23 protein-coding genes are annotated in these 23,891 nt (G+C 70.7%); 10 read left to right on the top strand and 13 right to left on the bottom strand.

The features are described 5' to 3' along the window. Nucleotides 1-11: 11 nt before the first annotated feature. A protein-coding gene (locus EOT10_RS22535) for an IS5 family transposase (protein WP_223281140.1) occupies nt 12-886 on the top strand; the annotation gives its coding sequence in 2 pieces (ribosomal slippage) (nt 12-401 and nt 404-886; 873 coding nt in all). Between the two features lie 16 nt (nt 887-902). On the opposite strand, the gene EOT10_RS22530 is transcribed toward EOT10_RS22535, so the two are convergent. The 5 genes from EOT10_RS22530 to EOT10_RS22510 all read right to left on the bottom strand — a co-directional run bounded on the left by EOT10_RS22530 (nt 903) and on the right by EOT10_RS22510 (nt 6,601). Next, nucleotides 903-1,295 carry a RidA family protein gene (locus EOT10_RS22530; protein ID WP_127830103.1) on the bottom strand — a complete coding sequence of 131 codons (393 nt, stop codon included), beginning with the start codon at nt 1,293-1,295 and terminating at the stop codon, nt 903-905. Nucleotides 1,296-1,446: 151 nt separating this feature from the next. After that, nucleotides 1,447-1,923, bottom strand: a complete 477-nt coding sequence (locus EOT10_RS22525) for a (2Fe-2S)-binding protein (RefSeq protein ID WP_127830102.1) — start codon at nt 1,921-1,923, stop codon at nt 1,447-1,449. Between the two features lie 11 nt (nt 1,924-1,934). Beyond that, a complete protein-coding gene (locus tag EOT10_RS22520) occupies nt 1,935-4,259 on the bottom strand; it encodes a molybdopterin cofactor-binding domain-containing protein (protein WP_127830101.1) in 2,325 nt (774 codons plus the stop codon). A 122-nt stretch (nt 4,260-4,381) separates the two neighbouring features. After that, nucleotides 4,382-5,695: an aldehyde dehydrogenase family protein gene (locus EOT10_RS22515; RefSeq protein WP_223281139.1), complete on the bottom strand. Its 1,314-nt coding sequence runs from the start codon at nt 5,693-5,695 to the stop codon at nt 4,382-4,384. Nucleotides 5,696-5,905: 210 nt separating this feature from the next. Then, on the bottom strand, nt 5,906-6,601 hold the full coding sequence (locus EOT10_RS22510; protein WP_127830099.1) for a type 1 glutamine amidotransferase domain-containing protein: 696 nt from the start codon (nt 6,599-6,601) through the stop codon (nt 5,906-5,908). A gap of 86 nt (nt 6,602-6,687) precedes the next feature. Between EOT10_RS22510 and EOT10_RS22505 the strand changes: the two genes are divergently transcribed. Further along, the gene (locus EOT10_RS22505; RefSeq protein WP_127830098.1) at nt 6,688-7,641 is read left to right on the top strand and encodes a LysR family transcriptional regulator; all 954 of its coding nucleotides are present in this window, start codon (nt 6,688-6,690) and stop codon (nt 7,639-7,641) included. 43 nt (nt 7,642-7,684) lie between these two features. Here EOT10_RS22505 and EOT10_RS22500 read toward each other — a convergent pair whose 3' ends face one another. Together EOT10_RS22500 and EOT10_RS22495 are read right to left on the bottom strand one after the other, a co-directional pair. Further along, nucleotides 7,685-8,077 (bottom strand): nuclear transport factor 2 family protein, encoded by a 393-nt coding sequence (locus EOT10_RS22500; RefSeq protein ID WP_127830097.1) that lies wholly within the window; start codon nt 8,075-8,077, stop codon nt 7,685-7,687. Between the two features lie 163 nt (nt 8,078-8,240). Beyond that, nucleotides 8,241-8,870 carry a hypothetical protein gene (locus tag EOT10_RS22495; protein WP_127830096.1) on the bottom strand — a complete coding sequence of 210 codons (630 nt, stop codon included), beginning with the start codon at nt 8,868-8,870 and terminating at the stop codon, nt 8,241-8,243. A 334-nt stretch (nt 8,871-9,204) separates the two neighbouring features. On the opposite strand from EOT10_RS22495, the gene EOT10_RS22490 reads away from it, so the two are divergent. From EOT10_RS22490 to EOT10_RS22480, 3 genes are all read left to right on the top strand, one after another. Then, nucleotides 9,205-9,738: a YceI family protein gene (locus tag EOT10_RS22490; RefSeq protein ID WP_127830095.1), complete on the top strand. Its 534-nt coding sequence runs from the start codon at nt 9,205-9,207 to the stop codon at nt 9,736-9,738. Between the two features lie 50 nt (nt 9,739-9,788). After that, nucleotides 9,789-11,753, top strand: a complete 1,965-nt coding sequence (locus EOT10_RS22485; RefSeq protein ID WP_127830094.1) for a M13 family metallopeptidase — start codon at nt 9,789-9,791, stop codon at nt 11,751-11,753. Nucleotides 11,754-11,964: 211 nt separating this feature from the next. Beyond that, entirely contained in the window at nt 11,965-12,759 is a 795-nt protein-coding gene (locus EOT10_RS22480; RefSeq protein WP_127830093.1) for a hypothetical protein, read from the top strand. A 16-nt stretch (nt 12,760-12,775) separates the two neighbouring features. Here the strand turns inward: EOT10_RS22480 and EOT10_RS22475 are convergent, their stop codons facing one another. Continuing rightward, nucleotides 12,776-13,543 carry an MBL fold metallo-hydrolase gene (locus EOT10_RS22475; protein WP_127830092.1) on the bottom strand — a complete coding sequence of 256 codons (768 nt, stop codon included), beginning with the start codon at nt 13,541-13,543 and terminating at the stop codon, nt 12,776-12,778. Nucleotides 13,544-13,714: 171 nt separating this feature from the next. On the opposite strand from EOT10_RS22475, the gene def reads away from it, so the two are divergent. Beyond that, nucleotides 13,715-14,377, top strand: a complete 663-nt coding sequence (gene def, locus EOT10_RS22470) for a peptide deformylase (RefSeq protein ID WP_127830091.1) — start codon at nt 13,715-13,717, stop codon at nt 14,375-14,377. A 36-nt stretch (nt 14,378-14,413) separates the two neighbouring features. Here the strand turns inward: def and EOT10_RS22465 are convergent, their stop codons facing one another. Then, the gene (locus tag EOT10_RS22465) at nt 14,414-15,061 is read right to left on the bottom strand and encodes a CatB-related O-acetyltransferase (protein WP_127830090.1); all 648 of its coding nucleotides are present in this window, start codon (nt 15,059-15,061) and stop codon (nt 14,414-14,416) included. 231 nt (nt 15,062-15,292) lie between these two features. Between EOT10_RS22465 and EOT10_RS22460 the strand changes: the two genes are divergently transcribed. The 4 genes from EOT10_RS22460 (at nt 15,293) to EOT10_RS22445 (ending at nt 19,902) form a co-directional block, all read left to right on the top strand. Next, nucleotides 15,293-17,110: a sialidase family protein gene (locus tag EOT10_RS22460; protein WP_127830089.1), complete on the top strand. Its 1,818-nt coding sequence runs from the start codon at nt 15,293-15,295 to the stop codon at nt 17,108-17,110. Next, a complete protein-coding gene (locus EOT10_RS22455) occupies nt 17,111-17,614 on the top strand; it encodes a hypothetical protein (protein ID WP_127830088.1) in 504 nt (167 codons plus the stop codon). 133 nt (nt 17,615-17,747) lie between these two features. Then, nucleotides 17,748-19,157 carry a dihydrolipoyl dehydrogenase gene (gene lpdA / locus EOT10_RS22450; protein WP_127830087.1) on the top strand — a complete coding sequence of 470 codons (1,410 nt, stop codon included), beginning with the start codon at nt 17,748-17,750 and terminating at the stop codon, nt 19,155-19,157. Nucleotides 19,158-19,440: 283 nt separating this feature from the next. Beyond that, nucleotides 19,441-19,902, top strand: coding sequence for an Hsp20/alpha crystallin family protein (locus EOT10_RS22445; RefSeq protein WP_127830086.1), 462 nt, complete (start codon nt 19,441-19,443; stop codon nt 19,900-19,902). Between the two features lie 71 nt (nt 19,903-19,973). Here EOT10_RS22445 and EOT10_RS22440 read toward each other — a convergent pair whose 3' ends face one another. The 4 genes from EOT10_RS22440 to EOT10_RS22425 form a co-directional block, all read right to left on the bottom strand. Continuing rightward, a complete protein-coding gene (locus tag EOT10_RS22440) occupies nt 19,974-20,903 on the bottom strand; it encodes a universal stress protein (protein WP_127830085.1) in 930 nt (309 codons plus the stop codon). A gap of 314 nt (nt 20,904-21,217) precedes the next feature. Continuing rightward, nucleotides 21,218-21,697 carry a pyridoxamine 5'-phosphate oxidase family protein gene (locus EOT10_RS22435; RefSeq protein WP_127830299.1) on the bottom strand — a complete coding sequence of 160 codons (480 nt, stop codon included), beginning with the start codon at nt 21,695-21,697 and terminating at the stop codon, nt 21,218-21,220. A gap of 124 nt (nt 21,698-21,821) precedes the next feature. Next, entirely contained in the window at nt 21,822-22,505 is a 684-nt protein-coding gene (locus EOT10_RS22430) for a helix-turn-helix domain-containing protein (protein WP_127830084.1), read from the bottom strand. 6 nt (nt 22,506-22,511) lie between these two features. Continuing rightward, nucleotides 22,512-23,594: a zinc-dependent alcohol dehydrogenase family protein gene (locus EOT10_RS22425; protein WP_127830083.1), complete on the bottom strand. Its 1,083-nt coding sequence runs from the start codon at nt 23,592-23,594 to the stop codon at nt 22,512-22,514. Between the last annotated feature and the right edge of the window lie 297 nt (nt 23,595-23,891).

The following is a 23,891-nucleotide window of genomic DNA, read 5'->3' as shown; positions in this document are numbered from 1 at the left end:
GATCACGTTTCGTGGCTCGGGGAGATCTGACAGACGCTCAGTGGGCGGTGCTGGAGCCGTTGATGCCGCGGGGCGTCAAGTCCGGCCGTCCTTCAGTGCATACCAAGCGGCAGCTGATCAATGGCATACGGTTCCGGACTCGGACGGGCATACCGTGGCGGGACCTGCCCGAACGCTATGGGCCCTGGGGGACGGTGTACGGGCTGTTCCGCCGCTGGCAGCGGGATGGCACCTGGCATCGCATCTTCGAGCAGCTCCAGGCCCGGGCCGATGCGGAGGGCCTGATCGCCTGGGACGTCTCCGTGGACTCGACGGTCGCTCGTGCCCACCAGCACGCGGCCGGTGCCCGCAAAAAGGGGAGCTGCAGGTCGAAGCGCCCGGCGGTGTCTTCACCGAGCCCGCCGACCACGGGCTCGGACGCTCCCGCGGCGGGCTGACCACCAAGCTCCACCTGGCCGTCGAGCAGGCCCAGAAGCCGATGTCGCTGGTGATCACGGCCGGGCAGCGTGGGGACTCCCCACAGTTCCAGGTCGTCCTCGGCCGCATCCGCGTGCCCCGGATCGGTCCCGGGCGCCCGCGCACCCGGCCCGACAAGGTTCGCGCCGACAAGGCATACGGCTCCCGCGGGAACCGCGCCTATCTGCGCCGACGCGGTATCTGCTGCACGATCCCGGAGAAGCGCGATCAGATCGCCAACCGCAAGAAGCGCGGCTCCCACGGAGGCCGGCCGCCGAAGTTCGACAAGGTCGACTACAAGGAACGCCATGCGGTGGAGTGCGGAATCAATCGCCTCAAGCGCCACCGCGCAGTCGCTACGAGATACGACAAGCTTGCCGTCCGCTACGAGGCGACGGTGCTGGTCGCGGCCATCAACGAGTGGCTGTGACCAGCGCCTTCGGGCGTCAGTCGACTATGGCGTCAAGCTCCACTTCGACGAGCCAGTCGGGATCGATAAAGCGTGAGACCTCAACGAAGGTGCAGGCCGGCCGGACAGATGCGAATCGCTCTCCGTGTGCTCGCGCGGCGTCCTTCCAACGAGTCACGTCCGTGAGCATGATGCGGGTGCGCACAACGTCCCCCAGCGAGGCCCCGGCTGCCGTCAGTGCAGCCTCTGCAATGTCTAGACACCTCACGATTTGGGCATAGACGTCGCCTTGCCCCACGGTCATCCCGTCGTCCCCAATGGGGGCGGTGCCGGCAACCGCGATGTGCGCCCCTTTCCGAATTGCCCGGGAAAATCCGATTTGGGGTTCAAGTGGTGAGCCAGAACTGATCAACTGCCGAACAAGATCCATCGGGCCATGCTCCCAGATCACGGCACTTTCAAAACACCCCCTAGGACGCTCCGGCGCCTTGCGATCGCACGCACCAGACGCCGCGGGGCCCGCCCTCCGGGCGGACGACGCTACTTTCGAAACACGCCCTAGAAGGGCGTGTCGGGGGGAGTCACATCTTCTCAGCACCCGCCTTGATCGCCTCGCGGATGCGGGTGTACGTGCCGCAGCGGCAGATGTTGCGGATCTCGTCGAGGTCCGCGTCCGTGATCTCACGGCCGGACTCCGCCGCACGGCGCACCTTGGCGACCGCCGTCATGATCTGACCGGGCTGGCAGTATCCGCACTGCGCGACATCGAGGTCGAGCCAGGCCTCCTGCATCGGGTGGAGGTCCTTGCCCACGGTGGCGGGCAGACCCTCGATGGTGGTGACCTCGTCGTCGGCGCCTATCTTCGACACCGGCACCGAACACGGGTTGAACGCCTTGCCGTTGATGTGCGACGTACAGGCCTGGCAGACACCGAGGCCGCAGCCGTACTTGGGACCTGTGACGCCGAGCAGGTCGCGCAGGACCCACAGGAGCCGTACGTCGTCCTCGGCCTCGACCGTGATCTGCTCGCCGTTGAGCTTGAAGGTGTGACTGGGCATGGCGGGACTCCTCAGAAGGCGCGGTCGAGACCGTCGGTGGGGGACTGGGGCGTGGACGGTTCGAGCGGCAGCGGGTCGAAGGAGAGAGTGGCGTGGTTGACGGGGAAGCTGGTCGGGAGGGTGCCCGTGGCGCGGGCGTACGCGCAGGCGATCGCGGCGAACGCGGGCGCGACACCCAGCTCACCGGCCCCCGAGGGCTTGTCACCCGTGGACGGCATGACGATGACGCGCAGGTCGGGCGGGGTGTTCCACTGCCGCGTGTAGAAGTAGTTGTCCCAGCTGCCTTCGAGCGGGATGCCGTCCTTGATGTGCAGGCTCGACGTGAGGGCCATCGCAAGCGCGTCGTTGAGGCCGCCCATCATCTGGGCTTCCAGACCACGGGGGTTGATGGCGAAACCGGCGTCGACGACCATCAGGGCCCGGGTCACGCGCGGGCCGGTCACACCGTCCCTGACCTTGCGGTTCACGGTCTCCGGCCGGCAGTCGATCTCGACGAGTGAGGCGACCGCGCCTCGGTACTCCGTGTGCAGCGCGATCCCCTGCGCCACACCGTCGGGCAGCGCCCTGCCCCACTCCCCGGCCTCGGCCGCCTTGTCCAGGACGGCACGCAGCCGCTCCTCCTTGAGGAACTCCCGCCGGAACGCGACCGGGTCCTTGCCCATCTTCCCGGCGAGCTGGTCGACGATCAGCTCCCGCGCACACGCCACGTTCGGCGAGTAGATGTTGCGCATGCTGCCGGTGTTGAACTTCAGCGGCACCTCGTTGAGGAGCTGCGTGGTGACACCGAAGTTGTACGGCGTGGACTGCGTCAGCTGGAAGATGGTCTCGGCGAACGTCAGGTTGCCCGCCACAGGCAGCTTCGCCGCCGTCGACGTGATCATCTCGCCGAGCCCGTGTCCGAAGTCGGTCTCGGAGCTGGTGTGGCGCTGCTCGTAGCTGAGGACGTTGCCGAGGGCGTAGGTGGCGCGCACCCGCGAGACACACATCGGATGCGTCCTGCCCTGCCGGAAGTTGTCCGTCCGCGACCAGGACAGCTTGACCGGCTTGCCCATCTTCTGCGAGATCTCCGCGGCCTCGGCGGCGACGTCGTGGAAGAGGTGCCGGCCGAACGAACCGCCGCCCTCCACCACATGCACGGTGACGGCCGACTGCGGCAGGCCGAGCCGGTCGGCTATGTCACGCTGCGCCACGATCGGCACCTTGAGGCTCGCCCAGATCTCGGCACGGTCGGAGCGCACGTCGGCGATCGCGTTGTCCGGCTCCAGCGGGCTGTTGCTGGCGAACGCGAAGGTGAACTCGGCGTCGACCTTCTTGGTGAGGAGCGCCGGAACGGTCATCGGCAGCGCCGCCGCCCTGAGTTCGGCGAGGACGGTGTCGTCCGACTCCTTGTCGACGGTGCCGGGACCCCAGGTCACGTCCAGCGCCCGGAGCGCGTCGATGCACTGGCCGAAGGTCTCGCCCCGGACGGCCACGCCGTGCCGCAGCGTGGCGACATCGGTGACGCCCGGCATGGCCTTGACCGCGTCGGCATTGGAGACGGATACCACCGTGCCGTTGACCGTGGGAGGCCTGCGCACCATCGTCGGCTTGGCGTCCGGGACCCGGAGGTCCATCCCGAACTTCTTGCGCCCGGTCACGATGTCGCGTGCGTCGATCCGGTTGCGCGGGGTGCCGAGCACGGTGAACTCGGACGGGGACTTGAGGTGGGCGGCGGCGACGACCGCACGCGTGCTGGCGGCGGCCTCGGCGAGCGAGCCGTACGTCGCGCTCCGCCCCGAGCCGTGCTTGATCACGCCGTCCGCGGTGGTGAGTTCGGACTCCGGTACGCCCCACTGCTGCGCCGCCGTGGCGACGAGGCGCTGCCGGGCGACGGCCGCGGCGGAACGCACCGGGAGGTAGATGCTGCGCATCGAGTTGGAGCCGCCGGTCAGCTGGTTCATCAGCAGTTCCGGGCGGGCGTCGGCCAGGGACACCCGCACCTTCTCCAGGGGGAGGTCCAGCTCCTCGGCGATCATCATGGCGACCGCGGTCGTCATGCCCTGGCCGACCTCGGCGCGCGGGACGGCGAACGACGCCGTCCCGTCGGTGTGCACCTGCACCGAGATCAGACCGGACGTGGGCGCCGCCGCCAGGGTCTGCATGTCACCGAGGTCGAACAGCTCCTCGGGCTGCGGCAGTGACGGCACCGCCGCCTCGGCGGACTCACCGCCGGCCGCGTCGAGTCCGACCCGCGCGCCGACCGCGAGCGTCGGCGCGGCGAGCAGATACGCGAGCACCCTGCGCCGTCCGGGACCTGCGGGGCGAGCGGGTTCTGGGGAGTCTGTCGGGTCGTCCATGGGGGTGCCTCCCGGCGCGCACGATTGAGTTGATCAACCGGGCAGCCTAGGGCGCGGGCGGCGGCGAGCGCGAACGGACGGCGAAATCCGCACATCACTGCCACACACGTACGGACCCCGGTTCAGCGCAGCGGCACGTCGAGGCGGGCCTTGCGGTGGCTGAACGTGGCCAGGGAGTGCGGGCCGTGGTAATTGCCGAGACCGCTCTCGCCGACCCCGCCGAACGGCAGCTCGGGGACGCGGAGATGGGCCATCGGCAGCCCGAAGCCGAGACCGCCCGAGGACGTCTCGTCGGCGAGGCGGCGCCGGGTGGTCTCGTTCTCCGTGAAGCCGTAGAGGGCGAGCGGCTTGTCGCGGTCGTTGATGAAGGCGATGGCCTCGTCGAGCCCGGCCACCTCGACGATGGGCAGGACGGGGCCGAAGATCTCCTCCTGCATGACCGGCTCGTCGGGCTTCACCCCGGTGAGGACGGTCGGCGCGATGTAGGTGTCGGCGCGGTCGGTCTGCCCGCCGAACGCCGTCGTGCCGGAGCCGAGCAGCGCCGCGACCCGGTCGAAGTGCCGCTCGTTGACGATGCGCCCGTACGCCTGCGAGGACCGCGGGTCCGGGCCGAACAGCGCCTCGACCGCGGCGCCCAGCGCGGCGGCGAGCGCCGGCGCGGTCTCCGGGTCGGTCAGTACGTAGTCGGGGGCGACGCAGGTCTGCCCGGCGTTGCGGAACTTGGCGGCCGCCAGGCGCGCGGCGACACGGGCCAGGTCGACGTCACGGTCCACGAACACCGGTGACTTCCCGCCCAGTTCGAGGGTGACCGGGGTGAGGTGTTCGGCGGCGGCCCGCATGACGATCCGGCCGACCGTGCCGTTGCCGGTGTAGAAGATGTGGTCCCAGCGCTGTGCGAGCAGTTCCGTGGTCTCCGGGACGCCGCCCTCGACGACGGCCACGGCACGCGTGTCCAGGTACTGGGGCACCAGGCGCGCCATCAGCGCGGAGGTCGCCGGGGTGACCTCGCTCGGCTTGAGGACGACGGTGTTGCCGGCCGCGAGCGCGCCCACGAGCGGGACGAGCAGCAGCTGCACCGGATAGTTCCACGGCGCGATGATCAGCACCGTGCCCAGCGGGTCGTACTGCGTGAGGGCCGTCGAGCCGTCGGGCAGGCCCGCGAGAGCCCCAGAGGAGACGGGCCGGGGGCGCAGCCAGCCGTCGAGGTGGTGCAGGGTGTGGTCGATCTCCCTTACGGGGAAGTCGATCTCGGTGGCGAAGGCGTCGGCACGCGGCTTGCGCAGATCGGCGTACAGGGCGTCCGCGATGTCCCCCCGGTGCTCGGTGAACAGGGAGCGCAGCCGGGTGAGCTGCTCCCTGCGCCAGGCGAGCGGCCTCGCGCGGCCGGTGGCGAAGGCGGCGCGGAGACGGGCGACGAGGTCGTCGATGTCGGTCACGAGGGGTCTCCTCACGAGTGGGTGCCCGGTGGGGTGTCGGGCGGGAGGACAGGGGGTGGCGGCGACCGCGGGTGCCCCTGCGGGTGCCACAGTGTCGCCGGATCCGGGCGATCCGCCGCGGATCACGGCCGCGGCCCGCCGGACGCCGTCACCCGCCGGATGTATCGCCCTGAAGCGTGATCGACGCGGGTGACGGCCGGCCGGGCGTCGTCAGCCCAGCTTCTTGAGGAGTTCGGCGGCGAGCGGGGCGGAGGAGGACGGGTTCTGGCCGGTGACCAGGTTCCGGTCGACGACCACCTTCGGGGCCCACGGCTCGCCCTCCTGGAAGTCGACGCCCGCCTGGACGAGACGGTCCTGGAGCAGCCACTTCGCCCGGTCGGCGAGGCCCGCCTGGGCCTCCTCGGCATTGGTGAAGCCGGTCAGCTCGTAGCCGGCGAAGGCGTTAGTGCCGTCGCTCTTGATCGCGGCCAGCACGGCGGCCGGCGCGTGGCACACGATGCCGAGCGGCTTGCCCGACTCCAGGGCGCGGGTGAGGAGCCTGCCCGAGTCGGCGTCGACGGCGAGGTCCTCCATGGGGCCGTGGCCACCCGGGTAGTACACGGCCGCGTAGTCGTCGAGGTTCACGTCCTCGAGCCTGACGGGGTGCTGGAGTTCGGTGAAGGAGGCGAGCGCCGCCGTCATCTTGTCGGCGCCTTCCTGGCCGCCGTTGAACTCGGGCGCGAGCGAGCCCTTGTCCACGGTCGGGACGACCCCGCCGGGCGTGGCGACGACGATGTCGTACCCGGCGGCCCTGAAGGCCTCGTACGGGGCGACGGCCTCCTCGGCCCAGAAGCCGGTCGGGTGCAGGGTGCCGTCGGCCAGGGTCCAGTAGGTGGCGCCGGTGACTACGAAAAGGATCTTCGACATGGTGACGTGCTCCGAAGGTGCGGTCGGTGGGCGATGGCACCGACCGTAGGACGGGTCTGCCATAGGAATCTAATAGGGTGGCCCATATGAGAAATAGGGATTCGAATGAGTCTCCGGGAATAGGCCGGACGGCGCACGCGGGTCCGCCGGACCTGAATCTGCTGCGCACCTTCCTCGCGGTGTACCGGTCGGGGTCCTTCACCGCGGCCGCGCGACTGCTCGGCCTGTCGCAGCCCACCGTCACGACGCAGATCCGCGCGCTGGAGCGGCAACTGGACCGGGAACTGTTCGAGCGGCTGCCGCGCGGCGTCGCCCCCTCACCGTTCGCGGACGAGCTCGCGTCCCGGGTCGTCGACCCCCTCGACGCACTGTCGGCCGTCACGGGCGGAGACGGTACGGACGCCACGGGCGAGCCCGTCCACCTGGCGGGCCCGGCCGAGCTGCTGTGCCACCGCGTCCTGCCGGCCCTCGCGCCGCTCGTCGAGAAGGGTGTGCGGCTGCGGGTCACCACGGGCCTGACCGACCCGCTCCTCGAGGAACTGCGCACCGGCCGGCACGACCTCGTCATCGCCACCGCCCGGCCCCGCGGCCGCAGCCTCACGTCGGTGCCCCTCGCCGACGAGGAGTTCGTCCTCGTGGCCGCGCCCTCCTGGGCGGACCGCGTCGGTGGCCCGGAGCGGATCGCCGACGAAGGACCCGGAGCGCTGCACACCGTCCCGCTCGTCAGCTACGCGGAGGACCTGCCGATCGCCCGCCGGTACTGGCGCCATGTCTTCGGCAGACGCCTGACCTGCAAGGCCGCCGTCACCGTGCCCGATCTGCGCGGCGTCCTGTCCGCCGTGGCGGCCGGGGCGGGGTTCAGCGTGCTGCCGCGCTATCTGTGCCGCGACCCGCTGGCGTCCGGGGAGCTGGTCCTCCTCCACGACCCGGAGGACCCACCCTTCAACACCGGCTACCTCGTCCAGCGCCCGGGCACGGCGGACAACCCGCACGTGGCGCTCGTCCGCGACCGGCTCCTGGAGTCGGGCCGGGACTGGTGATCCGGGAAGGCCCTCGCGCCGGCCACTCGGCTGTTGCGTGGGCCTACGCGCCCGCGGCCTCCTCCCGGATGCGCTCGAACTGCGCGCCCATGGCGGCGGACAGGGCCTCCGCCCCGGACAGCGGGCGCACCATGACCGTGAAGTCGTCGATGAGCCCGTCCTCGTCGAGGTGGAGGAAGTCGCAGCCGTTGATCTCGCGGTCCCCGACGCGGGCGACGAAGACCAGGGCGTGGTCGCGGCCGTCGGCGCTGGTGATCTCCCGTACGTAGCGGAAGTCCTCGAAGACCCGCGAGACACCCCGCAGGATCGCTGCGGTGATGGCCTTGCCCGGGTAGGGGCGGAAGGCGACCGGGCTGGTGAACACGACGTTCTCGGCCAGAAGGGCCTCGATCGCGTCGTGGTCGTTCGCTTCGACGGCCTTGCGGAATGCCTGCATGGTGCGCTCCCTGGTCAGTTCGCCGAGTTGGTGCGCATGACATTAATCGTGCGCCCTGAACTCGCTTACGGGGGGCGGGCCATGGGTGTGCACGTCAGCCACGGAACCACCGCCCCGGCGGTGTGACCTCACCCGCACCTGTGTGCCAGGCGCTCGCCACCCGTCACGCGCCGGCCGTGGCGGCCTCCTCGACGGTGTCCTTGGACGTGTCCTTGCCCGAGTCCTTTGCGGCGGCCGGAAGGGCGGTGTAGAACACGGACTTGTTCTGCTTGGTGCGCTCGGCCTGGCCGCGGGCCACGAGCGACTCGAGGGTGTTGCGCACGACGGTGCCGCCCGCCTTGCGCTCCGGGTGGCTCTCGCCGAGCGTCGTGGTGACCTCGGCCGCCGAGCGCGGCTCGGTGCTCGCGGTGAGCAGGGTCAGGACCAGCTCCCGCAGCGTGGGCGTCCCCGCCTGCCGGGGCTGCGCGGCGGCCGGTGCCTTCTTCGCGGGGGCGGCCTTCTTGCCCGCCGCGGCCTTCTTCGCACGCTGCTTGGGCGCCGCGCTCTCATCCTTCGGCTTACGTGCCTTGGGAAGCGCGGCGGCAGGTGTCTCCTCGGCCACCGGGGCGGCGCCCGGCACCGAGAGCGCCTCACGCATCCCCACCAGCAGGGTGCGGTCGTGGTCGAGCGTCCGCAGCTGCTCCTGAAGGGCGGCCACTTCGGCGGTGATGCGCTCCTGCTCCTTGGCGTTGCGCTCGAGGTCCGCCTCTACCTGTGCGGAGTACTGGGACTTGAGAGTGTTGGCGTCCGTCATGACTGCCCGCTTCCTGTGGATGTGGGGCTGTGTTGGTGTGTTGGTGCCGAAGGGTACTCACACCACACACACTCGTGCACGGTCCTTCGGCGCATTGCCCCTGCGCAGTGCAGGTGGGGTGACACCGTGTACGACCCCACCCCAACGGTGGAACACCCATACGTGGGAAGCCCGTTGGAGGCGGAACCACCGCGGAACCACCACCCCGGGCACCCGCACGGCAGTGACATTTGTACCGGCCGGGCGACGACATCCCGCTCTGCCGCACCCCACCGCCCCCGCGACATGCTGAGGTCAGCCGCCGAGGTGGCGGCGACGAGACCGACAGGGGGCCATGGTGGCATCGCACGCGGGAGAGCATCCCGTGCCGGAGTGCGGCACGTACGAGATCGATCCGGTGGCGTCGAGCGTGAACTTCCGTACCCGTTCGGTCTTCGGACTGATCCCGGTGCGGGGCAGCTTCCGGATCGGGCGGGGGCGGATCGACGTGGCCGGACCTGCCGTGAAGTCCACGGTGGAGGTGAGGATCGGTGCCGCCACCTTCGACTCGGGCGTGCGGCGCCGCGACGAGCACGTCAGGTCGGGCGACTACCTCGACGTGGCCACCCACCCCGAGATCGCCTTCGTCGGCGAGGGCGTGGAGGTGGGTCCCGGCGGGGCCGTCCTGAAGGGGGAGCTGACCGTTCGGGGAGTCACCGGGCCCGTCGACGTGACGGTCGACTCCGTGGCGGTGGACGGGCCCCGGCTGACGGTCCTGGGGCGGGCCGTCGTCGACCGGTACGCGTTCGGCGTGACCGCGGCGAAGGGCATGGCCGGCCGCCGTCTGACCGTACGGCTCGACGTCAGGGCGACGCGCGCACCCCGGTGACCGCTGTCGCGACGATGCCGCCGCGGCCCCGCCTCGCATAAGCTGCCTCGATGAGCATTCTTGATGACGCCCGCCCGGGAATGAACCCCGAGATCCGACCGCAGGACGATCTGTTCGGCCACGTCAACGGTCACTGGCTGGACACCGAGCCGATCCCCGAGGACCGCTCGAGCTGGGGCCCCTTCGTGCAGCTCGCCGACACCGCCGAGGAGCAGGTCAAGGCGATCATCGAGGAACTCGCGGCGGGAGCCGGGGCGGCCTCGGCCGACAGCGGTGAGGCACGGAAGATCGCCGCGCTCTACGCGTCCTTCATGGACGAGCGGGCCATCGCCGCGCTCGGCCTCGCGCCGGTGCGCCCGCTGATCGACGAGATCGCGGCCATCGGCGACCTCCGCGCCCTCGCCGCGTTCCTCGGCCGCCTGGAGCGCGTCGGCGGCTCCGGCCTCTTCGGCTCGTACGTCGACACCGACGACCGCAACTCCGACCGCTACCTCGTGAACATCGTCCAGGGCGGCCTCGGCCTGCCCGACGAGTCGTACTACCGCGAGGACAAGTTCGCCGAGATCCGCGACAAGTACCTCAGCTACCTCACCGACCTCCTGACGCTCGCCGAGCACGCCGACCCGGCCGGCGCCGCCCGGACGGTCCTCGCCATCGAGGCCAGGCTGGCCGAGGGGCACTGGGAGCGGGCCGAGACCCGCGACGTCCAGAAGACGTACAACCTCACCACCCTCGACGACCTGAAGGCCCTCGCGCCCGAGTTCGACTGGCACGGGTACGCCGCCGGGTTCGGCGGGACCGACGCGACCATCGCCGAGACCTGCGTGCGGCAGCCGTCGTACTTCTCGCACCTCTCCCAGGTCCTGACCGAGTTCCCCGTCGAGCAGTGGCGCGACTGGACGCTCGTGCGCCTGCTGCGCGCCTCCGCCCCGTACCTCTCGGACGACTTCGTCCAGAACAACTTCGACTTCTACGGGCGAACGCTCAACGGCACCCCGGAGCTGCGCGCCCGCTGGAAGCGTGCCGTCGCGTTCGTCGAGGGCGCGATGGGCGAGGCCGTCGGCAAGGAGTACGTGGCCCGGCACTTCCCGCCGGCCTCCAAGGCGATGATGGACGAGCTCGTCGCCAACCTCCTCGAGGCCTACCGCCAGTCGATCGCCCAGCTCGACTGGATGACCGACGAGACGAAGGAACGGGCGTACGAGAAGCTCGCCACGTTCCGCCCCAAGATCGGCTACCCGGACAAGTTCCGCGACTACTCCGCGCTCCACGTCACCCCCGACGACCTGCTCGGCAACGTGCACGCGGCGACGGCGTTCGAGACGGACCGCGAGCTCGCCAAGATCGGTTCGCCGGTCGACCGCGACGAGTGGTTCATGCTGCCGCAGACGGTGAACGCGTACTACAACCCGGGCACGAACGAGATCTGCTTCCCCGCGGGCATCCTGCAGAAGCCGTTCTTCTCGCCCGACGCCGAGGCGGCCGAGAACTACGGCGGCATCGGTTCCGTGATCGGCCACGAGATCGGCCACGGCTTCGACGACCAGGGCGCACAGTACGACGGCGCGGGCAACCTGAACGACTGGTGGACCGCTTCCGACAAGACGTCGTTCGAGGCCAAGTCGAAGGCCCTCATCGAGCAGTACGACGGCTTCTCGCCGCGCAACCTGCCCGGCGAGACCGTCAACGGCGCGCTGACCGTCGGCGAGAACATCGGCGACCTGGGCGGCCTCACCATCGGCCACAAGGCGTACGTCATCTCGCTCGGGGACACCCCGACGCCGGAGCACGGCGCCACCACCGGTTCCCAGCGGCTGTTCCTCAACTGGGCCTACTGCTGGCGCACCAAGCGGCGCAAGGAGCAGGAGCAGCAGTACCTGACCATCGACCCGCACTCGCCGCCGGAGTTCCGGGCGAACATCGTGCGCAACCTCGACGAGTTCCACGACGCGTTCGGCACGGCTGTCGGCGACGGCCTGTGGCTCGACCCGGCGGACCGCGTGCGCATCTGGTAGCCGGCCGGTAGCGCCCGACCGATCCGTGTCACCCCCGTGGCCGGTGCCCTCTCGTAGGGCACCGGCCACGGGTGCTCCGTTCGGCGGCGCCCGGGTCGCTGCCGCCCGGCGCCGAACCTAGCGTTCCCTGCGGGCAAGGGGCATTTCTGCCGAATATGGATATCACGGACGCATCCCGTGGTGTGCCCCTTGCGACCTGGAGGGATTCACCTTGCGTTCCATACGTATTGCTTCCGCGGCACTGTTCGCCGCCGCCGTACTGTCCGTGACCGCCCCGGCGGCCCTGGCGGACGACGCGGGCATCGGCGACGGTGGCCAGACTGACAGCAGTCGCAGCGACAGTGGCCTGAGCGGCGGCGGCCGCAGTGACACGGGTCAGGCCGACAGCGGTCGCAGTGACCGTGGCCTGAGCGACATCAGTCCGAGCGACATCACTCCGAGCGATATCAGCCCGACCGACAGTGGCCGTAGTGACACCGGCCAGGCCGACAGCGGCCGTAATGACAGTAGCCCGAGCGGCATCGGCCCGAGCAGCAGTGGTCGCAATGACTGGGGTTCCGGTGACGGTGGTCGTGATGAGGGCAGTGGCCACAACATCACCTCGTTCGGTTTCACGGTCTCGCCGACGACCGTGTCCCCCGGCGGGACGGTCACCCTCAACGCCACCGGGTGCGAGGCGCCGACCGTGCGTGTCACGGCGCCGGTCTTCGACGACGTCACGCTCACCGCGGGACGTTCGGCCACGGCCACCGTCTTTCCCGACGCGAAGCCGGGCGCCCGGTACACCGTGACGTTCGAGTGCAAGGGGGAGCGGGGCACGACGACGCTCACCATCTCGGGCGGCGGCGCCACCCCGGCACCCGTGCGGCAGGGCGTACAGGCCGGTGTCGGTGGCAGCCTCTCCCGGCTCGACGCGACCCAGCTGATCGCGGGCACCGCGCTGGTGGCCGGTGCCCTGGGTGCCGGCGTGTACGCGGCGAGGCGGCGCTCCGGCACGAGGGGCTGAGCCGGGGCCTTGCGCCTTACGAAGAAGTCGCGCGTTCGCGTGCCGTGCGGGCGGCCTCGGCGACGGAGCCGTGGTGCACCGGGCCGTGGCCGGGCAGCAGGATGTCTCCCGCGAGCTTCTCGATGATGTCGAGGGAGGCGAGGGTGCGGGCACGGTCCGTGTCGAACATGGCGGGCAGGAGCTGGGGCCCCCGCGTGCGGGACGTGGGGTGGCCGGTGACGAGGGCGTCGCCGGAGATGACGACGCCCGCGCCGGGCAGGTGGTAGACGCAGTGGCCGGCGGTGTGCCCGGGGGTGTGGACCGGTACGGGGCGGCCCGGCAGGTCGAGGGCGCCCTTGGTGGGGAACGGCGCGGGCCGGTTGACGCGGGCGTCCGCGGTGCCGCCGGAGCGCAGGGCATGGACGGCCCACGGGATGACGCCGGGGCGCCAGCTGTTGCGCAGGACCTGGCCGATCGAGACCTGGTGCAGGAACTCGCGCCGGGCGTGCGGTACTTCGGCGGTGTGGGCGTACACGGGGGCGCCGAAGGTGTGGCTGAGGTACTCGGCGTTGCCGAGGTGGTCGTTGTGCGCGTGGGTGAGCAGGACCGCCGTCACGGCCTCGGGGGAGTGGCCCGTCGCGGCCAGTGAGTCGAGGACCTGCTGCCGGTCGCCGGGGTAGCCGCTGTCGATGAGCGTGACGGCGTCGCCCTCGCTCAGGATGACCCAGTTCGTGTTGCTGCCGTGCACCAGGTGAACGCCGGGGGCGGCGTGGACGAGGGTGTCTTCGCGCAGGTCGGATCGCATCTGAGGACCGCATCTCTCGGGATATGCCGCTGGGGAGCCGGGGTACCGCGATGCATCGTCTGCGACTGCGGTCGCAGGCAGGGTAGTTGATCAACGGCCCACACTGTCACGTAGCATTGCTACTTTGCGAAGATCTGGGTCGAGTCCGTCGCGCGGGAGGCATCAACACCCATGACTGTTCAGTTCGATGACGGAGCATCACGGGACCGTCGAGTGCGGGTGCAGGGCGTCCCGGTGGACTCGTACCCCACACCCGCGCCGGAGGTCGCGCGGGGAACGGTGCGCCGGATCACGGTCGTCGGCGAGGACATCCTCAGCCGGCGCTGCCGCGAGGTCACACAGTTCGGCACGCCCGAGCTGGCGCGGCTGATCGACGACATGTTCGCCACGAACGCGATCGCGGACGGCGCGGCCATCGCGGCCAATCAGGTCGACGTGGACCTCCAGTTGTTCGTGTGGGACATCACCGACGACTGGGGCGTGCGCCACGTGGGACACATCGCGAACCCCGTCCTCGACGAACTGCCCGCCGCGCGGCGCGTCCTGGTCGAGGAGTCGGAGGGCTGCCTGTCGGTCCCCGGGCCCTACAAGGTCGTGGCCCGCCCGGACCAAGCCGTCGTCCGGGGGCAGGACAAGGACGGCAACCCGCTGGTGATCGAAGGCAGGGGGTACTTCGCGCGCTGCCTCCAGCACGAGACGGACCACCTCCACGGCCGCACCTACCTCGACCGCCTCGCCCGGCGCGAACGCAAGGAGGCGCTGCGCGAGATGGAGGAGAGGCGGCACAGCGTGTTCGCCCGCCGCACGGCCCGCGCCGCCGAACTGGGCAAGTAGAGACGTAGAGACGGACTCCCCGGCCCCCCGGCCGGGCTACCGCGGCTTGGGCGCCGCCGCCTCCAGGGCGTCGACGCTGCCGGACATGACGGTGCGGATGTGCTCGGTGAGGTGCTCCGCGGGCCAGTCCCACCACGCGAGCGCCAGGAGGCGGTCGACGTCGGCGTCGGAGTAGCGGCGGCGGATGAGTTTCGCCGGGTTGCCGCCGACGATGCCGTAGTCGGGCACGTCGTCGACGACCACGGAGCCCGAGGCGATGACCGCCCCGTGCCCGATGCGTACGCCGGGCATCACCGTGGTCCGGTAGCCGAACCACACGTCGTTGCCGACCACCGTGTCGCCCCTGCCGGGCAGCCCGCTGACGAGGTCGAAGTGGTCCGCCCACGAACCACCCATGATGGGGAAGGGGAACGTCGACGGGCCGTCCATACGGTGGTTGGCGCCGTTCATGATGAACCGCACGCCCTCACCCAGGGCGCAGAACCTGCCGATGACCAGCTTCTCCGGCCCGTAGTGGTACAGCACGTTCCGCGTCTCGAACGCGGTCGGGTCGTCCGGGTCGTCGTAGTACGAGAACTCGCCCACCTCGATCAGCGGCGAGGTGACCAGCGGCTTGAGCAGCACGACACGTGACTGCCCCGGCATCGGGTGCAGCACGGTCGGGTCGGCGGGGACGAAGGACATGGCGGATCGGCTTCCTCACGTCGGACGGTACGGCGGTGGGCGGTCATGACCGCACTACGCGGTCACCTGACTCGTCCCTTCTCGCGCGCCCAGCATATGCAGTTGATCGTCCGAAAAGAGTTCGAATTCTCGCGACGGACGCCGCCCGCCTCCCCGTAGAGCAGAAGAAGGCACCACCTGTACCGCCGCGTACCACCCCCTTCGTCCGACTCGCGAACCTTCGAGGTACCTGTGGCTCTCCTCTCTGCACTCCGTCCGCACCGCCGTCCGTGGTCGCGGGGGCGTGTCGCCGTCGGGTTGCTGGCGCTCCTCGCCGGCGCCCTGCCGACCGTCTCGGCCGACGCCGCCACCCCGACCTCCGGATCCGTCAGCGACACCGCGCCCACGTACACGTGGAGCGCCGGTCCCTTCGCCGTCCCGAACGTCACGGGCACCGCCGGGACAGTGACCTGTGGAAGTCCGCAACTCTGCGACGACCACGCCCTGAAGGTGTCGGTACCGGCGGGCTACGACGCCGGTCACAGCCTGCGGATCGACGTCAAGTGGCCCGACTCCGCCGCCGACTTCGACCTGTACGTCCTTGGCCCGGACGGCCGTGAGGTGGCCGCCTCGGCCTCCTCCAGCGACCCCGAGACCGTGCTGCTCCCGGCGGTGTCGGCGTCGTACACCGTGCGCGTGGTGCCGTTCGCGCCGCTCGGCGACAGTTTCACCGCCGACGCGAGGCTCGTCACCAACCCGGCCGCGCCGCCGCCGAGTACGGCCACCCCGCCGACGTACGGGAACTCCTCGGCACCCGGCAGCATCAAGGACGCGCACAACGCCGGTGAACCCTCGATCGGCGTCAACCGCGCGAGCGGCGCCGCGATGTTCCAGTCGTACACCTCGACGCTCAAGGTCACCTACGACAGCGCGGGCACCGCCACCTGGCAGGACAAGAGCGCGACAGCGGCCAAGGGCTGTCCCCAGGGCAGCACCACCAGCCTCGACCCGATCCTGTTCACCGACCCGGACACCCACCGCACCTTCGAGTCGCAGCTCGCCGGCAAGACCGCGCTGACCTGCTACACCGACGACGACGGCGAGACGTGGACGCCCACGGGCGGCTCGGGCATCAACTCCGGTGTGGACCACCAGACCATCGGCGGCGGACACTTCGCCCCGGGCGGACCGGGCGCCGTCACGTCGTACCCGAACGCCGTCTACTACTGCTCCCAGGACATCGCCGACGCCTCCTGCGCGGTCAGCCGGGACGGCGGTCTGACGTACGGACCCGCCGTTCCGATGTACTCGCTGCTGGACTGCGGCGGCCTGCACGGGCATGTGAAGGTCGCCCCGGACGGCACCGTGTACGTGCCCAACAAGGGCTGCGGCGGCAACCAGGCCGTGGCCGTGTCCGAGGACAACGGGCTCACGTGGAACGTCCGCCCGAACCCGTCCAGCACCCCCGGTGACTCCGACCCCAGCGTGGGAGTCGGCGCCGGCGGGACCGTCTACATGGGCTACCAGAACAGCGACGGCACGGCGCGCATCGCCGTCAGCCACGACAAGGGCAAGACGTGGCTCTACGACCAGAACGTCGGCGCCGGCCTCGGCATCAAGAACAGCGTCTTCCCGGCCGTGACCGCGGGCGACGACAACCGCGCCGCCTTCGCCTTCCTGGGCACCACCACCGGCGGCAACTACCAGGACTCGGCCAACTTCAAGGGCGTCTGGCACCTGTACGTGGCCACCACCTACGACGGCGGACAGTCCTGGGTCACCGTCGACGCCACCCCCACCGACCCGGTCCAGAAGGGGTCGATCTGCACGGGCGGCACCACCTGCGGCAACGACCGCAACCTCCTGGACTTCAACGACATCACCCTCGACGCCCAGGGCCGCGTGCTCGCCGCCTACGCCGACGGCTGCACCGGCACCTGCGCCACCGGCGGCGCGCAGAACTTCGACGCACTGGCCTCCATCGCCCGCCAGTCCTCCGGCAGCACGCTGTACGGCGCGTTCGACGCCGTCGCCGGCGCCAAGTACAAGAAGTCCAGGGGAGGTCAGTAGGTGAAGCTCGCGCCCCCGGCTGCGGCATTGACCGGCGCCGTCCTCGGCCTGGCGGCCGTCACCGGATGCTCGGCGACGGCGCAGCACGCCGAGCCCTCAGGTACGGCACCGGTCGCGGCCCGGCGGACACCACATCCGTCGGCCGCGCAGCCGGCCGACGCCGCAGCCGGCGCGTGCCCCACCGCCGCGTCCCTGCCGCTCCCCGGGGACTTCCCCAAGAGCCTGCCGCTGCCGGACGGGGCGGTGGTGACCTCGGTGGAGCACCGCGCCGGCGGCCGGCTCGTCGTCGCCACCGTCGTTCGGGGCGGCTTCGACGCCGCCCTGACGTTCCTGCAGAAGAAGCTCCCCAAGGCCGGATACGCCCTGAAGGAGGGTGAGGTGGAGGAGGACGACGCCGAGTCGAACTTCGCCTCCGCGACCGTCGAAGGCCGTTGGGCCCTGCGGAAGATGCCGCACTGCGAGGGAGGGGTGTACCTGACGTATCTGACCTCGGCCGTTTCCTGAACCCGGCCCGGCCGTGACCCCCGCGCCGACCGGCGCGGCGCGGGTGTTGCGTTTCCGCGTAGTCGGCGAGTCGTCGTACCGTCGTGCACGTCAGCGCCAGACTCGCGTCTCACCGAAACGGCAGGAACGCACCATGAGTACCACGCACTACGACGTCGTCGTCCTGGGCGCCGGGCCCGGCGGATACACCGCCGCCGTGCGCGCCACCCAGCTCGGCCTGCGCGCGGCAGTCGTCGAGGAGAAGTACTGGGGCGGCGTCTGCCTGAACGTGGGGTGCATCCCGTCCAAGGCGCTCCTGCGCAACGCCGAACTCGCGCACATCTTCACTCAGCAGGCCTCGACCTTCGGCATCCGCGTCGAGGGACAGGTCAGCTTCGACTACGGCGAGGCCTACCGGCGCAGCCGCAAGGTCGCCGACGGCCGCGTCGCGGGCGTGCACTACCTGATGAAGAAGAACGACATCACCGAGTACGACGGCCGGGGCTTCTTCCTCGACGCCCACACGCTCCAGGTGGCCCTCTCGGCCGGCGGCACGGAGACCATCACCTTCGGGAACTGCATCATCGCGACCGGCGCCACCACCCGCCTCCTCCCCGGCACCGCCCTCAGCGACCGCGTGGTGACCTACGAGGAGCAGATCCTCACGGAGACGCTCCCGGAGAGCATCATCATCGCGGGCGCCGGAGCGATCGGCGTCGAGTTCGCCTACGTGCTGCACAACTACGGCGTCAAGGTCACCGTCGTCGAGTTCCTGGACCGTATGGTGCCCACCGAGGACGCCGACGTCTCCAAGGAACTCGCCCGCCAGTACCGCAAGTTGGGCATCGACGTGCTCACCGGGACACGGGTGGAGTCCATCGACGACAGCGACCCGGCGGCCAAGGTGCGCGTCACCGTGTCCAAGGGCGGACAGCAGCAGGTCCTTGAGGCCGACAAGGTCCTCCAGGCGATCGGCTTCGCCCCGCGGACCACCGGATACGGCCTGGAGAACACCGGCGTACGCCTCACCGACCGCGGCGCGATCGACGTCGACGGGCGCGGCCGCACCAACGTCCCCCACCTGTACGCGATCGGCGACGTCACCGCGAAGCTGATGCTGGCGCACGCGGCGGAGGCCATGGCGGTCATCGCGGCCGAGACGATCGGCGGCGTCGAGACCATGGAGGTGGACTTCACCATGATCCCGCGCGCCACCTACTGCCAGCCGCAGATCGCCAGCTTCGGCTGGACCGAGGCTCAGGCCCGCGAGCAGGGCTTCGACGTGAAGGTCGCGAAGTTCCCCTTCACGGCGAACGGCAAGGCCCACGGCCTCGGCGACCCGGTCGGCTTCGTCAAGGTCATCAGCGACAACCGGTACGGCGAGCTGCTCGGCGCGCACCTCATCGGACCCGAAGTCACCGAACTGCTCCCGGAGTTGACCCTGGCCCAGCAGTGGGACCTCACCGTGCACGAGGTGGCCCGCAACGTGCACGCCCACCCGACGCTCGGCGAGGCCGTGAAGGAAGCGGTCCACGGACTCGCCGGACACATGATCAACATGTGACGTGCGGCCCCGCGGGTGCCTTGCGCCGGCGGGGCGGCATCACCGGATGAGGCGGTGAGGCGGTGAGAACGGTGGAGCGCCCGGGGAGACCTGACCGGACCGGCGCGCCGCGCGGCGGCCGCATGGGCCGGTCGGTCCTCGCCCGGTACGGCCGTTCGGCCCTCCCCGACAGCCCCCTTGGGCACTGCGTCCCCGGGCGGCCCGGTGCGAGGGTGGATGCGGGAGCCGGACCGGGCTCCACGACCCGACCCTTCGACCGGGCCCGCACACGAGGAGCTGAGCGATGACCGGAGACAAGGTGGAACGCAGGCGCAGCCGCTTCCCCGACCTCAACGACTGGTTCAACCGTGAGTTCCCGGGGCTGCCCGGATGGCGCCCCGGTGTGGCGGCCCACTCCATCCCGGTGGAGGTCTCCACTGATGACGGCACCTACGTGCTGCGGGCCGAACTGCCGGGGATGGATCCCGACGCCATCGATCTCACCGTCGACGACAACCTCATCACGGTGAGCGCGGAGCACAGTGAGAAGAAGGAGGACAAGGAGCACTCGGAGTTCCGCTACGGATCCTTCCGCCGGACCGTCCGGCTGCCGATGACGATTCCCGTCGACGACGTCGACGCCTCGTACGAGGACGGCATCCTCACCGTCCGAGTGCCGCTCCCGGAGGAAAAGGCCGGGACACGGCGGACCATCCCCGTGCGGCGAGTGCGGCGAGCCGACCGGAAAGCCGGGGAAGGGCAATGACGAACCCCGGGCCTGCGCGAGCCTGGACGGTTTTCGCGTGACCCAGCCGCCCCCCCCCGGCGGCGGTCGAGTCAGCCTGTCGTTGCTCCTGACTCGCCCGACTCGTCGTCGCCGGCCGCGAAGCTGGACGGGACGATCTCCACGGGGCAGTGGGCGTGGTGAATCAGGGTGTGGGCGACGCGCCCCAGCGAGGGCCCGATCCCCAGGGGGCGACGGCCACGGCCCATCACGACCAGGTCGGTGTGGACGCTTGCCTCGATGAGGATGCCGGGGGTGCTCGTACCCGTTTCCACATGGTGGCCGACGATCAGGTCGGGGTAGACCTCGCGGACCTGGTCGGCGAGATCCTTCACCTGCTGCACGCGGGCGCGGGCTATCCCGTCGAGGTCGTCCAGCATGGTGGCGACGCGGCCCACATGGGTGAGCACGTTCCAGACGCTCACCAGGCGCAGGACCGCCTTGCGGGCGTCGGCCTCGGCGGCGGCGAACAGCAGCCATCCCAGGTCCGTGGCATCGGACACGGCCGCGGTGACCGAGCCGGCCTCCGGGCGCTCACTCTCCCCTCGGACGACGATCACGGGCACGTCGGCGCGTGCGGCCACACCCAGGCCGACGGAGCCGAGCATGAGGGTGGAGAAGCCGCCCAGACCGCGGTGGCCCACGACGATCGTTCCGCGACGGCCGGCGGATGCGCGGAGACCCGCGATCGGCTCCTGCCGGCTGAGTTCCCTGGTGACAGTGAGGTCCGGGAAGCATTCATGCACCGCGTTCGCCGTCTCGGTCAGCAGGTCGCGGCCCGCTTCGCGCACCGTCTGGATCGTGTCGGCGTTGGCGAAGAGCGCGCGGCGGTCGGTGTCGACGGCGTGGACGAGGCGCAGGGGCCGCCCTCGCTGATCGGCCTCGGCGGCAGCCCAGAGCGCGGCCGTCCGCGCGGAGGGTGAGCCGTCGACACCGACGACGATATTCCCGAGCTCCGGCCGGGCGGTGGGATCGCTGGCCATGACTCCTCCTTCACAACCCTTCACAACCTCATACCTCTCACGCCGGCAGCGCGGCGGGCACGACCGGACGGCCCTTTCGGCCACCATCGAGACCCCTTGAAGCCCGAATGAAGCCCGAAGCTTCAGGGGAGAAGGGGCCACCCGCTTCTCGCGGATCCTGATCGCGCGGTGCGCGGCACGAAGCCACTTCTCCGCGTCCTTGGGACGAGCCCCTCCTCGTCTTCAGGAGAACACCTGCGTGGCGGCCCGTGCGAGGGCCGCCGGGGCTTCGGGGTGCCCCGTTCGGCCCTTGTCATCCGGACGTCGAAGGCATGTCAGGAAGTCGCGGGTGCTGTCGTCGCCGTCGGCCGTAAGGCTCTTTTCAAGGCCCCTTCCGGGGCTTCGCTCTTCGCCCCCAGCGCGCTCCCGGTGACCAGCACCGGTTCGATGCGGAAGAAGACGTCGTGGCGAGACGACCGCCAGGCGGGTGGACCGGTCCGGCTCAGTCGCAGGTGGTCCTCGGGGTCGGTCACCACGGTGGCGCGCCCGGTGACCAGCACACTCCAGCCGCTGGCCGTGGAGGGGTCCACTTCGTCCGTCTGGAAGGCGACCACCGCCTGATCGATCGCGTGCGCGAGCGGTGACAGGGCCGATGTCCGAACCACCACGGAGAAGTCGTCATCCAGACTGAAGGCGACCGGCAGCACCGCCGGCAGGGCGTGGTGCGTGTGGACGATGCGGCCGACATGGGCCGTGGCCAGGAGCCGCAGGCACTCCTGCCGGTCGATTTCTCGAATGCCGTCCCTGGGATACATCACCGGGCTCAACTCTCCTGCGATGCAGCTGCCCGCCTGCCTGGTCCTGCCTGGTCCTGCCTGGTCCTGCCTGGTTCTGCCCGGTCCTGCCGGGGTGAGAGCGACGGGTTTGGCATCGATGGCTTCATCCCCCTCGACGCACCACGATCCGGCGCCCGGTGACGCTGTCCGCTTCGACCCGCACCCACATGTCCCGCTCGCCACCCGCCCAAGGACCGCTGTAGGCAAGCGCGTTGAGCCGCCGCACCGCGTCCGGATCCGTCACGGCCCGGCCCCGGCCCTGCAGCAGCACACTCCATCCCTGGCTGAGCGCCTCGTCGATCCGGTCGACCTCGAAGGCGACCTGGTTGCCGACGGCGGTGGCGGGTGCCGTGTCCGGCGCCGTCCTGAAAGTGATCGCGCCGTCCACGACGGTGTAGTTCAGCGGGACGACCAGCAGTCCGGCCGGGCCGTCGATGGCGACCCTGCCCACACCGTGCGTCGACAGCCGTTGCCAGCATTCGTCCACGCTCATCTCGGCCAGCTCAGGACGGTGGGCCGCCTTGCCGATGCCGGGCGGCAGACCCGCATCGCCCCCGCGCAGAGCGGAGACGCCCATGCCCAGGACGTCGGCGAGTCTGACCAGGACGCCGATGCCCGGCATGGCGCTGGGCTTCTCCTCCAGGTATCGGATGTACCCCGGAGCGGTGCCCACTCTGGCGGCCGTCTCCTCGCGGGTGAGACCCAGCTCCTCCCGTCGTTGGGCGATACGGCGTCCGATGTCGCCCTGTGGGCCTGCCGCCGCATCCGGCCGTACGTGCTCCGACATGGCGCATCACCTCTCCTGCCGCGACGCCCTGACCGTCACCGCGTCGTGCCGCGGTCCGCCGAGTACCACCTTGAGTGCGCCGGTGTCGGCCGCCCGGGAGAAGACGTCGTACGCCTCCTCCATGTCGTCCAGCAGGAACGTGTGGGTGACCATGGACGACGCGGGCAGGCGCCCGGCGGCCATCATGCGCAGCAGGGTGGGGGTGGAGCGCGTGTCGACCAGGCCGGTCGTGATCGTCACGTCCTTGATCCACAGGTCTTCGAGGTGGAGCGTCGCCGGCTTCCCGTGTACGCCGATGTTGGCGACGTGCCCGCCGGGGCGCACGATGCGTGTGCACAGCTCGAAGCTCTCCGGCACGCCCACCGCCTCGATCACCACGTCGGCGCCGAGGTCCTGGGTGAGGTCCGCGACCAACTGCTCGGCTTCGTCGCCCGCGAGGGCCACGGCGTCGGCACCCAGGTTCTTCGCGGCGTCGAGCCGGGCCGGGGCGAGGTCCACGGCAATGATCCTCTCGGGGGTGAAGAACCCCGCTGTGGCGATCGTGGCGAGACCGATGGGGCCGGCCCCCACCACGGCGACGGTGTCTCCCGGTGCCACACGCCCGTTGAGGACACCCACCTCGTACGCGGTGGGGAAGATGTCGGCCAGCAGCACCGCGTCTTTGACGTCCACCGCGCCGGGCAGTGGGTACGTGGACAGGTCGGCGTGGGGGACGCGGACGTATTCGGCCTGGGTGCCGTCGATCAGGTGGCCCAGGATCCAGCCGCCACCACCCCGGCACTGTCCGTACGCCGCCTCCCGGCAGAAGCGGCACCGGCCGCACGCCGTGATGCAGGAGACCAGGACACGGTCGCCCGGGCGCACGTCGTGCACGGCGCCGCCCACCTCGACGACCTCCCCGACGGCCTCGTGCCCGAGGACCGTGCCGGGACGTACTTCGGGCACGTCACCCTTGAGGATGTGGAGATCGGTTCCGCAGATGGTGACCGCTTCGACGCGCACGACGGCGTCGGCGGCGTCCTGGACGGCAGGGTCCGGGACGTCCTCCCACGCGGACGTTCCGGGGCCGTGGAACACGAGTGCCTTCATGACGATCCCTTCCGTGCCTGACGGCTGCTGATCGCGCGAACGACGGCCTGGGCAGCTTGTCGGCACGCTCCGTGCGTTCCGCCGCCCGTTCCCACAAGCGGCGGGCACCGCACGACGCCCCCTCGCGCGGAGCACCCTCCTGCATTCCAGCGTGCCTGCGATCGACGCTCGCCACATGGGCCGGGCGGCCCTCTTTGACCGGCCGAGCGGAACCTCCCGGCACCAACGGCCCCTTCTCGACGCGCGTGGGGACCACCTGGCCCGGAACCCGGTCCGACCGGCCCCTGCCGCCGGCCG

It is taken from the genome of Streptomyces antnestii (assembly GCF_004005495.1).
GTDB lineage: Bacteria > Actinomycetota > Actinomycetes > Streptomycetales > Streptomycetaceae > Streptomyces > Streptomyces antnestii.
This window is presented reverse-complemented; position numbering and strand designations above follow the sequence as displayed.